General features: G+C 61.5%; 10 protein-coding genes. 8 read left to right on the top strand and 2 right to left on the bottom strand.

Annotated features, from left to right (window positions below):
* Positions 1 to 101 precede the first annotated feature (101 nt).
* Complete coding sequence (locus tag AC07S6_RS12795) at positions 102 to 1,508, top strand: amino acid permease (RefSeq protein ID WP_495112425.1); 1,407 nt, start codon at positions 102 to 104, stop codon at positions 1,506 to 1,508.
* On the opposite strand, the gene AC07S6_RS12790 is transcribed toward AC07S6_RS12795, so the two are convergent.
* Entirely contained in the window at positions 1,454 to 2,344 is an 891-nt protein-coding gene (locus AC07S6_RS12790) for a LysR substrate-binding domain-containing protein (RefSeq protein WP_495112424.1), read from the bottom strand. The two genes, AC07S6_RS12795 and AC07S6_RS12790, sit on opposite strands and share 55 nt — an antisense overlap.
* Positions 2,345 to 2,529: 185 nt before the next feature.
* Between AC07S6_RS12790 and AC07S6_RS12785 the strand changes: the two genes are divergently transcribed.
* From AC07S6_RS12785 to AC07S6_RS12770, 4 genes are all read left to right on the top strand, one after another.
* On the top strand, positions 2,530 to 3,294 hold the full coding sequence (locus AC07S6_RS12785) for a sulfite exporter TauE/SafE family protein (RefSeq protein WP_186527650.1): 765 nt from the start codon (positions 2,530 to 2,532) through the stop codon (positions 3,292 to 3,294).
* Between the two features lie 42 nt (positions 3,295 to 3,336).
* Entirely contained in the window at positions 3,337 to 4,233 is an 897-nt protein-coding gene (locus tag AC07S6_RS12780; RefSeq protein WP_495112423.1) for a LysR substrate-binding domain-containing protein, read from the top strand.
* Positions 4,234 to 4,336: 103 nt separating this feature from the next.
* Positions 4,337 to 5,230, top strand: coding sequence for an NAD-dependent epimerase/dehydratase family protein (locus tag AC07S6_RS12775; RefSeq protein WP_495112422.1), 894 nt, complete (start codon positions 4,337 to 4,339; stop codon positions 5,228 to 5,230).
* 200 nt (positions 5,231 to 5,430) lie between these two features.
* The gene (locus AC07S6_RS12770; protein ID WP_197883518.1) at positions 5,431 to 6,876 is read left to right on the top strand and encodes a SulP family inorganic anion transporter; all 1,446 of its coding nucleotides are present in this window, start codon (positions 5,431 to 5,433) and stop codon (positions 6,874 to 6,876) included.
* Positions 6,877 to 6,997: 121 nt separating this feature from the next.
* On the opposite strand, the gene AC07S6_RS12765 is transcribed toward AC07S6_RS12770, so the two are convergent.
* Positions 6,998 to 7,372 carry a lysozyme inhibitor LprI family protein gene (locus AC07S6_RS12765; protein WP_032902520.1) on the bottom strand — a complete coding sequence of 125 codons (375 nt, stop codon included), beginning with the start codon at positions 7,370 to 7,372 and terminating at the stop codon, positions 6,998 to 7,000.
* A gap of 243 nt (positions 7,373 to 7,615) precedes the next feature.
* On the opposite strand from AC07S6_RS12765, the gene AC07S6_RS12760 reads away from it, so the two are divergent.
* From AC07S6_RS12760 to AC07S6_RS12750, 3 genes are read left to right on the top strand one after another with little or no spacing between them, the layout of a single operon-like run.
* Positions 7,616 to 8,965: a GntT/GntP/DsdX family permease gene (locus AC07S6_RS12760; protein WP_232104138.1), complete on the top strand. Its 1,350-nt coding sequence runs from the start codon at positions 7,616 to 7,618 to the stop codon at positions 8,963 to 8,965.
* 20 nt (positions 8,966 to 8,985) lie between these two features.
* Positions 8,986 to 9,846, top strand: coding sequence for a MurR/RpiR family transcriptional regulator (locus tag AC07S6_RS12755; protein ID WP_495112421.1), 861 nt, complete (start codon positions 8,986 to 8,988; stop codon positions 9,844 to 9,846).
* 1 nt (position 9,847) lies between these two features.
* Positions 9,848 to 11,326 (top strand): N-acyl-D-amino-acid deacylase family protein, encoded by a 1,479-nt coding sequence (locus AC07S6_RS12750; RefSeq protein WP_495112420.1) that lies wholly within the window; start codon positions 9,848 to 9,850, stop codon positions 11,324 to 11,326.
* Positions 11,327 to 11,383 lie beyond the last annotated feature (57 nt).

Here is an 11,383-nt window from a genome sequence, read left to right as displayed (position 1 = left end):
TGCCTGCGATAGCGTCGGTGCATTCACTACCGTTATCGCAGGCAAGCCAGCTCCCACAGGTTCAGCGTCAGCCACTATCACAATAATAAAGGGGCACACCCGTGAACACGCCAGACAACGGCTTTGCAGAGATTACCCACCGTGAACTGGGCCTGAGGCGCCAGCTCACTTCCGGCCAGATGAGCATGATCGCCATCGGTGGCGCCATCGGCACCGGGCTGTTCATGGGCAGCGCCTACGCCATCGGTTATGCCGGGCCGAGCGTGCTGGTGAGCTACGCCATCGGCGCATTGATTACCTTGCTGCTGATGGGCTGCCTGGCGGAGATGACGGTGGCCCATTCCACCTCCGGTTCCTTCGGCGCCTATGCCGAGTTCTACATCAGCCCATTGGCCGGGTTCCTGGTGCGGTATGCCTACTGGGCGGCGATTGTGCTGGCGGTGGGCGCCGAGGTCACGGCGGTGGCGATGTACATGAAGTACTGGTTCGCCAACGTGCCGGAGTGGGTGTGGATCGTGTCGTTTTCCAGTGTGTTGATTGTGCTCAATGCGATCAGCGTGAAGACCTTCGGCAACTTCGAATACTGGTTCTCGACGATCAAGATCAGCGCCATTGTCGGTTTCATCATCCTGGCAGTGTATGTGATGTTCGGCTCCGGCAACCCTGCCTACGGGGTGCAGAACTACACGGCCCACGACGGCTTTTTCCCCCATGGCTTGAGTGGCATGTGGATCGCGGTGATCGTGTCGATCTTCAGCTACCTCAGTGTCGAGATGATCGCCGTGGCCGCCGGTGAAGCCGCCGACCCGGAGCAGGCGGTGAAGAAAGCCTTTCGCGCTACCATCGTGCGGTTGGTGGTGTTCTACCTGCTGACCCTGGCGCTGATGCTCGCCATCGTGCCCTGGAACCAGGCCGGCCAGGCCCAGAGCCCGTTTGTCACGGTGATGCAGACCATCGGCATTCCCGGCGCCACTGGAGTGATGAATTTCGTGATCCTGATCGCAGCGCTGTCGGCCATGAACAGCCAGCTCTACATCACCACGCGCATGATGTTCAGCCTGTCCCGCGCCGGCTTTGCGCCCAAGTCCATGGGCGCGTTGAGCAAGAACGGCATTCCGCTCAACGCCTTGCTGCTGTCCAGTTCGGGTATTGCCCTGGCGACGTTGCTCAACGTGGTGTACCCGGAAAGTTCGTTCACCCTGATGATGGCGATCTCGATGTTTGGCGCGATCTTCACCTGGTTCATGATCTTCCTCACTCACCTGTTTTTCCGCCGCTACCGCAAGCGTCATGGCGGGGCGAAGTTGTCGTTCCAGTTGCGCCTGTTTCCCTACAGCACGTTGCTGGGGTTGGTGCTGATGGGGGCGGTGATGATCACCACCTACTTCACCGACGCCTTCAAGATGACACTGGTGTTTGGCGTGCCGTTCCTGCTGATTCTGTCGGCTGTGTATTACGGGTTCTTCCGCAAGGGCAGGGCCAAGGCGTCGAACAAAGCCCTGGCATAACCCGGCAGTTGCTCGAACGAGCGTGCGCATAACAGCAGTTTGCGGCAGGCCCACTCCTCTTGCAGGGGGTGGGCCTTGAAACGACGTTCTGATGGCCAGCGCGCCAAGGCGGCCTGAGGCACGATGCCCAGGCCCGCGCCGCCGGCGACCATGCGAATCACCCCATCAAAACCGTCGGCGCGAATGCGCGTCTGCAAGCGAAAGCCAGCGTGCAGTGCCTGTTCTTCCAGGTAAACCGCCAACGCGCTGTTGGCCCCGAGGCCCACGTAGTCGTATTGCAAGCTCTCGATAAAACTCGCGCTGTTCAACGGGTGGTCCAGGGGCATGATCAGCACCAGCGGGTCGTCGCGAAACGCCAGGGTCTGCAAGCCGTGGGTGTCTACTGCATCGGAAATAATCCCCAGCTCGGCGGTGCCCTGGCGCAAGGCGTGGGTGATGCGCAGGCTGGGCAACTCTTGCAGGTCGATATCGAGGTTGGGGTGCTCGCGCAAAAACTGCGCGAGCAGTTCAGGCAGGTACTCGCTGAGGGCGGTGGTATTGCACAGCAGGCGTACCTGGCCTTTGACGCCATTGGCGTATTCGGCCAGGTCTTGCTGCAGATGGTCGGCCTGCTGCAACAGCAGGCGGGCATGCCGGGCCAGGGCTTTGCCTGCGGGTGTTGGGGTCACGCCACGGCGGCCGCGCTCGAGAAACGCAATGCTCAGTGAAGACTCCATGGCTCGGATGCGTGCGCTGGCGGCAGCCAGGGACAGGTGGCTGCGGGCCGCGCCGGCGGTGATATTGCCGCTGTCCAGGATGTGCAGGTAGAGGCGCAGGTCGATGAGGTCAAAGTGCATGAAGTTTCCCTGTGACTGGAAGGGCCTCATCGCAGGCATGCCAGCTCCCACACTTGAATGTATTCACAATTCCAAATGTGGGAGCTGGCTTGCCTGCGATAGCGTCATCAGCCTCACGCAAAACAAGAGGCTGGCTCAGTATATGGCGAATTTTCAGCCACTCTCCAGCCCTGCACAATCGGTGCATGAATACCTTCCTCTCCTTCTACCAAAACCTCGGTCCCGCACTGACAGCGCTGGTCATCACTACCTTCCTGCTGGCCGGTACGGTGAAGGGCGTCATCGGCCTGGGCTTGCCCACTGTAGCCATGGGCATGCTTGGCCTGGCTATGCTGCCGGCGCAGGCTGCGGTATTGCTGATCATTCCTTCGACGGTGACCAACCTGTGGCAACTGTCCTTTGGCGGGCACTTGGGTGCCTTGCTCAAACGCCTGTGGCCGATGCTGTTGCTGATCTTCCTCGGCACCGGGCTGGGCACCTTGTGGCTGGGCATGGGTAGCGGACCTTGGGTGGTGCGTGCCCTGGGCGCGGCTTTACTGGTGTATGCGCTCAGCGGGTTATTCCTGCCAACCTTCAAGGTTGCGCCTCGAACCGAGCGCTGGCTGGGCCCCTTGTGCGGGGTGATCACCGGCATCATTACCTCGGCCACCGGTGTCTTCGTGATCCCGGCGGTGCCGTACCTGCAAGCGCTGGGCTTGAGCCGTGACCAGTTGGTGCAGGCGCTGGGGCTGTCGTTCACCGTGTCGACGTTGGCACTTGCCGCCGGGCTGGCCTGGCGCGGGGCACTGGGCGGCGGTGAAATGGGCGCGTCATTGCTGGCGTTGGTGCCGGCATTGCTAGGGATGTGGCTGGGTCAGGTGGTGCGCCGACGCATTAGTGCGCTGTGGTTCAAACGTGGATTTTTCACCGGCATGGCGTTGCTGGGAGGCCATTTGTTGCTGGCTGGTTAATAATGAGCGGGCACGTGTCAGCCGATAAATGAAGGACCGCCCGTGAAAGCCCGTTCCGATGAGCTACAGATCTTCGTCAGCGTGATTGAATGCGGCTCGATTTCGGCCGCCGCCGAAAAGGTCGGGCAAACGCCATCGGCAGTCAGCCGCACCTTGTCGCGCCTGGAAGCCAAGCTCGACACCACCTTGATCAACCGCACCACGCGGCGCATGGACCTGACCGAAGAGGGCAAGTACTTCTTCGAGCAGGCCAAGCTGATCCTGGCGCAGATGGACGAGCTGGAAGAGCGCCTGTCCTTGCGCCAGAAAAAGCCGGCCGGGCGCCTGCGTATCAACGCCGCCGTGCCGTTCATGCTGCATGGGATCGTGCCGTACATCGCCGAATTTCGCAGCCTCTACCCGGATATCCAGCTGGAGCTCAACAGCGATGACTTGATCATCGACCTACTGGAGCAAAGCACTGACATCGCTATTCGTATCGGCGCCCTGGCTGACTCGACCCTGCATGCGCGCTCCCTGGGCAGCACGCCGCTGCATATCCTGGCCAGCCCCGACTACCTCAAGCAGTACGGCACGCCGACAACCGTTGCCGAGTTGGCTGATCACACCTTACTGGGCTTCACCCACACCGAGACCCTCAACCACTGGCCGCTGCGCCATGGTGAAGGTGACCGCTGGCTGATCCAGCCCAATGTCAGCGCCTCCAGTGGCGAAACCGTGCGCCAGTTGGCGCTGCAGGGGCAGGGAATTTGTTGCCTGTCGAATTTCATGACGGTCGACGATATCGATGCCGGCCGCCTGGTGCCCATGCTGGAGGCGTCCAACAGCGGTTATCGCCAGCCGATCCACGCGGTGTTCTATCGCAACTCGCAATTGGCGCTGCGCATTCAGTGCTTCCTGGACTTCATTCAGGCCAAGTTGGCGCGGTATGCGCGCTGATTCGTGACTTGCGCGCAAGAGTGAATTGGGCTGTACGGGCTTATTAGACAGCAGTGGGAGCTGGATACTGGGCGCATCACTTACCCAGTCAGGAGCAACCTCCATGAATGTATTCGTTACCGGTGCAGCAGGGTTTATCGGCGGTTCGATCGCCACCGGCCTGGTCAACGCCGGCCATCACGTCACCGGCCTCGTGCGCAGCGCCGAGCAAGCCGCCGAAATGACTGCCCTGGGCATCACACCGGTGATCGGCAACCTCGACGACGCAGCGGTATTGACCGAGCAGGCGCAGAAGGCCGATGCGGTGATCAACGCCGCCAGCAGCGATCACCGCGCCGCCGTAGAAACCTTGCTGGCGGCCCTGAAAGGTTCGAACAAGCCATTCCTGCATACCAGCGGTTCAAGCATCGTGGGCGATGCTTCCGGTGGCAAGGCCAGTGAGGTCATCTACTTCGAAAGCAATCTGCCTGAGCCGACCGTCGACAAGGCTGCCCGCGTGGCCATCGACAACCTGATCCTCGCGGCGGCCACTAACGGCATCAATTCGGCGGTGATCTGCAACACCCTGATCTACGGCCACAGCCTGGGCGTGAAGCGTGACAGCGTGCAATTGCCGCGCTTGCTCAAGCAGGCGCGCAAAAGCGGGGTAGTGCGCCATGTGGGCAGCGGGCAGAACATCTGGTCCAACGTGCATATTGAAGATGTGGTCGCCCTGTATCTGCTGGCGCTGACCAAAAACGTCCCGGGTACGTTCTACTTTGTGGAAAGCAGCGAGGCGGCGTTTATCGACATGACCACGGCGATTGCCCAAGCCCTGGACATGGACAAACCACAGGATTGGCCATTGGCCGAGGCTGAGGCCGAGTGGGGCTATGAAATGGCCAACTACGGGTTGGGCTCCAATAGCCGAGTGCGCGGCAAACACGCCCTTGAACTGTTGGGGTGGACGCCAAAGCGCACCTCGGTGGTGGAGTGGATTCGCAACGAGATGGTGTGATGTTCGCTTAGCACCGCGGTGCGGTCATCGCAGGCAAGCCAGCTCCCACATTTTTCAGGTGTGTGAACCCTGTCAAATGTGGGAACTGGCTTGCCTGCGAAAGGGGCGACTCGGTACATCAGACCTGACACTTCACTAGCCCCACCCGCCGCAATTCCGTACCATTCCCCGCCTTATCCCCCGCAATTCCCTGGTACTCCATGAACCTCACCCGTCTGCGCGCCGACGCCCTGGCCGGCCTCACCACGTCTTTCGCCTTGCTGCCCGAATGCATCGCCTTTGCGCTGGTGGCGCATCTCAACCCGCTGATGGGCCTCTACGGTGCTTTCATCATTTGCACCCTCACCGCGTTGTTCGGCGGCCGCCCGGGTATGGTCTCGGGCGCGGCAGGCTCCATGGCAGTGGTGATCGTCGCGCTGGTGGTACAGCACGGCGTGGAGTATTTGCTGGCGACGGTGTTGTTGGGCGGGTTGATCATGGTCGCTTTCGGCCTGTTGCGCCTGGGCAAGCTGGTGCGCATGGTGCCGCATTCGGTAATGCTCGGCTTCGTCAACGGCCTGGCGATCATCATTGCGCTGGCGCAACTGGAGCATTTCAAGAGCGGTGAAACCTGGCTCAGCGGCACGCCGTTGTACGTGATGACCGGGCTGGTGGCGGCAACCATGGCGATTGTGTATCTGTTGCCCCGTCTGACCCGTGCTGTACCGCCCGCGCTGGTGGCGATTCTCGGTGTGGGCCTGGCGGTGTACCTGCTCGGTTTGCCGACCCGTACCTTGGGGGATATGGCGCACATCGCCGGTGGCTTGCCGACCTTCGCGCTGCCGCAGATTCCCTGGACCCTGGAAACCCTCGGCATCATCGCGCCCTACGCGTTTTTGATGGCGATGGTTGGCCTGTTGGAAACCTTGCTGACCCTCAACCTCACCGACGAAATCACCGAGACCCGTGGTTATCCTGACCGCGAAAGCGTGGCCCTGGGCGCGGCGAATATGGTCTCGGGCCTGTTTGGCGGCATGGGTGGTTGCGCGATGATCGGGCAAACCGTGATCAACCTCAGCTCCGGCGGGCGTGGGCGTTTCTCCGGGGCGTTTGCCGGGGTGATGATTCTGTTGTTCATTCTGTTTCTGTCGCCACTGATCGAGCGGATCCCGCTGGCGGCGTTGGTGGGCGTGATGTTCGTGGTGTCGCAACAGACCTTCGCCTGGGCGTCGCTACGGGTGATCAACAAGGTGCCGCTCAATGATGTGCTGGTGATCATGGCGGTGACGATCATTACGGTGTTCACCGACCTGGCCACCGCCGTGCTGTGCGGTATCGTCATCGCCGCGCTGAATTTTGCCTGGCAGCAGGCGCGGGAGCTGTACGCCGATGAACACCTGGAGGCCGATGGCAGCAAGCTCTATAGGCTGCATGGCACGTTGTTCTTCGCCTCGACCACGCCGTTTTTGAATCAGTTCGACCCGGCCAACGACCCGGCTCAGGTCACGCTGGATTGCCGTCACCTGAGCTTTGTCGACTATTCGGCGATTGCCGCCCTGATGACCCTGCGCGAGCGCTACACCAAGGCTGGCAAGCACCTGCGGGTACTGCATTTATCCGAGCGCTGCAAAAAACTGCTCAAGCGCGCCAAGGTTCATCACGACTGATTGAGCCCCTGTGGCGAGGGAGCTTGCTCCCGCTGGCGTGCGAAGCGCGCCCAGGATTTTGGGGCCGCTGCGCAGCCCAGCGGGAGCAAGCTCCCTCGCCACAGGGGGGGAGCTGTAGCAGTTACGGGCCGACCAGGTCTTCCAGCTCCTGGGCGCGGGTCTGGGTCATGTCCAGCACGCAGCCTGAGCCGTTTACCTGATCAATCGTGCCGCCGGTGGCGCTGCCTGCGTAGGCGCAATTGGCGTCGCGGTATTTGATCCACAGGCGCTGCACGTCTTGCAGTTGCTGTTTGCGCGGGCCTTCCTGGGCGGCGAGGGCGGTTTTGTAGGCACGGTTCAGGCGGTCGTCCTGCACCTTGGTTTGCCTGGCGTTGCAATTGACCATGTCGGCGGTGGTATTGGCGCTGTCCATGCATTTTTTCAAGGCAGGGTTGTCGGCGGCATAAGCGCTGCTGCACAAGAGCAGGACGCTGGCGGCAATTGTGGTGCGAATCATGAGCGGGTTCCTGAGCAATGGATGCGCAGTCTATGACTCAAGGGCGGCGTTTGAGTTTCCGCCTTCTCTGATCTTCATGTAAGAACACCCTCCGGATTTTCATCCACCCACGTCGGGCATATCCCCAAGCGACAACGCTTATCCGTGGGCGAAAATTACTTTCATAAAAATTGAAAATGCTCCTCGGGAATGATTTATGAGTTTCACAACCAATTCGACGTGACCCTTTCCGAGGAGTACCGCATGGCCGCATCACCGGGCTTCGGGCTGTTGGCATACGCTGCCATCGCCATCATTGCATTGATCGTGCTGATCGCACGCTACCGACTCAACCCCTTTATCGTGATTACCCTGGTGTCCATCGGCCTGGCGCTGATGGCCGGAATGCCGGCGGACACCATCATGGGTTCGTACGAGGCGGGTGTCGGCAAGACCCTGGGGCATATCGCCCTGGTGGTGGCGCTGGGCACCATGCTCGGCAAGATGATGGCCGAGTCGGGCGGCGCTGAGCAGGTGGCGCGCACGCTGATCAACCGCTTCGGTGAGCGCAATGCCCACTGGGCGATGGTGTGTATTGCGTTTCTGGTGGGGCTGCCGCTGTTTTTCGAGGTCGGCTTTGTACTGCTGGTGCCGATTGCCTTTACCGTGGCGCGGCGCGTGGGCGTGTCGATCCTGATGGTCGGGCTGCCGATGGTCGCCGGCCTGTCGGTGGTGCATGCGTTGGTGCCGCCGCACCCGGCGGCGATGATGGCGGTGCTGGCCTATAACGCCTCGGTCGGGCAGACGGTGCTGTATGCGATTTTGATTGGCATCCCCACGGCGATCATTGCCGGGCCCGTCTACGCCAAGTTCATCGTGCCGCACATTCATTTGCCAGCGGAAAACCCGCTGGAGCGCCAGTTCATCGAGCGTGAACCGCGTACGCGCCTGCCCAGCTTTGCACTGACCATAGGCACCATCCTGTTGCCGGTGGTGCTGATGATGATCGGCGGCTGGGCCAACGTGATTTCTACGCCGGGCAGCGGTTTCAACCAGTTCCTGTTGTTTATCGGCAACTCGGTGATCGCCCTGTTGGTGGCGACCCTGGTGAGTTTCTGGACCTTGGGCCTGGCCCAGGGCTTTAACCGGGAGTCGATACTCAAATTCACCAACGAATGCCTGGCGCCGACCGCCAGTATCACCTTGCTGGTGGGCGCGGGCGGTGGTTTGAATCGCATCCTGGTGGACGCCGGCGTGACCAATGAAATCCTCGGCCTGGCCCATGCGTTTCACTTGTCGCCGCTGGTAATGGGCTGGCTGTTCGCGGCGTTGATGCGTATCGCCACGGGCTCGGCCACGGTTGCCATGACCACCGCGTCCGGAGTGGTCGCGCCGGTCGCCTTGGGCCTGGGTTATCCACACCCTGAATTGCTGGTGCTGGCGACCGGTGCAGGCTCGGTGATCTTTTCCCACGTGAACGACGGCGGCTTCTGGCTGATCAAGGAATACTTCAATATGACGGTCATCCAGACCTTCAAGACCTGGACCGTACTCGAGACCCTGATTTCGCTGGTCGCCTTCGGCCTGACCTACGGCCTGTCCCTTGTGTTATGAGCCTGTAACCCGGAGCCCCCATGGACATCCTCTATCAGATCCGCGCCCGCCAGGGCACTTTCAGTGCCGGCGAAGGGCGTATTGCCAAGCTGATGCTTGAGGATGTGGGCTTTGCCGCGTCCGCCAGCCTGGAGGAACTGTCGCAACGGGCTGAGGTGAGTACCGCCACCTTGTCACGCTTCGCCCGCAGCGTGGGCTGCCGTGACTTGCGCGATTTGCGCCTGCAGTTGGCCCAGGCCAGCGGCGTGGGCAGCCGCTTCCTGGACCCGGCGGGCAAGCCAGAACAGTCAGCGTTTCATCGGCAGATTCTGGGGGATATCGAGGCGACGTTGCGTCAGCACCTGTCGGGCTTCAATCAGCGCAGCTTTGGCGATGCGGTCAAGCTGTTGGGCAAGGCGCGGATGATCCATGCGTTCGGCATGGGCGGGCCGTCGAGCCTGTGCAGCGATGAGTTGCAGGTGCGCCTGGTGCGTCTGGGCTATCCGATTGCCGCCAGCCACGACCCTGTGATGATGCGTGTCACGGCGGCGACCCTGGGGCCCGAACATGCCGTGATCGTCTGCTCGCTCACGGGCCTGACCCCGGAGTTACTGGAGGTGGTGACACTGGCGCGCAACTACGACGCGCGGATCATTGCCATCACCCTTGTCGATTCGCCGCTGGCGCAGTTGGCGGATGTTGTGCTGCCGCTGCAATCGGCGGAAACCAGTTTTATCTACAAGCCCACTGCGGCCCGCTACGGCATGCTGCTGGCTATCGACCTGCTCGCCACTGAGCTGGCGCTGGCTCGGCCGGACGACAATCAGGAGCGCCTGCGCCGGGTCAAACTGGCCCTGGACGATTACCGCGGCGGCCCTGGTAGCCTGCCGCTTGGAGACTGATATGAAGTACGACACGCTGATTCGCCAGGCGCTGATCATCGATGGCAGTAACACCCCAGGGTATGTCGCCGATGTGGGCGTGCAGGCAGGGCGCATCCGTACGATTGGCGACTTGTCCACAGCCCGGGCCGAGCAAGTCATCGACGCCCATGGCCAGGTATTGGCGCCGGGTTTTATCGACGTGCACACCCACGATGACACGGTGGTGATCCGCCAGCCGCAGATGCTGCCCAAGCTCAGCCAGGGCGTGACCACGGTGATTGTCGGCAACTGTGGCATCAGCGCCTCGCCGGTGAGTTTGCGCAGCGACCCGCCGGACCCGATGAACTTATTGGGCAACCGTGAGCAGTTCTGTTATCCGCGGTTCAGCGATTATCGCAACGCGGTGCAGGGCGCCCATCCGGCAGTGAACGTCGCGGCATTGATCGGTCACACGGCGCTGCGCAGCAACCATATGGACGACCTGCATCGCACCGCCACACCGTATGAAATCGCGGCCATGCGTATGCAGTTGCAAGAGAGCCTGGAGGCCGGTGCGCTGGGGTTATCCACAGGCCTGGCCTACGCCAGCGCCTTCAACGCCGAGACCGATGAAGTGCTGCAGCTCGTTGAGGAGTTGACGGCCTACGGCGCGGTGTACACCACGCATTTGCGCAGTGAGTTCGAGCCAGTGCTGGAAGCAATGGATGAGGCGTTTCTGATCGGTCGACATGCCAGGGTGCCGGTGATCATTTCCCACCTCAAATGCGCCGGAGCCGGTAATTGGGGACGCAGCCCGCAGCTGTTGGCGGCCCTGGAAGCAGCGGCAAAAGATCATCCGGTGGGTTGTGATTGCTACCCCTATGCCGCCAGCTCCTCGACCCTGGACCTCAAGCAGGTGACTGACGCGTTTCGCATCACCATCACTTGGTCCACGCCGCACCCGCAAATGGGCGGGCGTGATTTGCAGGAGATTGCCGCCCAGTGGGGCGTTTCGCTGATGGATGCCGCCCGCCGTTTGCAACCTGCGGGGGCGGTGTACTACGGCATGGATGAGGCGGATGTGCGGCGCATTCTTGCGCATCCGTTGTCGATGGTGGGGTCGGATGGGTTGCCTGAAGATCCGTTTCCTCATCCGCGCTTGTGGGGCGCCTTCCCACGGGTGCTAGGGCATTTCAGCCGGGATGTCGGATTGTTCCCGTTATACACGGCGATACACAAAATGACCGGGCTGTCGGCGGCGCGTTTCGGCTTGGCCCAAAGAGGCGAAATTCGCGAGGGGCACTGGGCTGACCTGGTGCTCTTCGACCCTGCGCGGGTGCGTGACATGGCGGATTTCAAGACGCCTGAGCGTGCGGCCGAAGGGATTGAGCGGGTGTGGGTAAACGGCGTCTTGAGCTACAGCGAGGGGCAGGCGAGCACACAGCGTGCGGGTCGTTTTCTGGCACGCTGCGGTGATTTGCGCCGAGGTTTTCAGCTCGGTGCGCTGGATGGGGTCTGATAGTGCTCGGCCTGATAGCGTGTCTGAATATGGCCAATCAGCGCTTACAAAAAGCTA

It is taken from the genome of Pseudomonas sp. GW821-FHT07B01 (assembly GCF_059419065.1).
The sequence above is the reverse complement of the archived record's forward strand: the minus strand, read 5'-3'. Positions and strand labels throughout refer to the sequence as shown.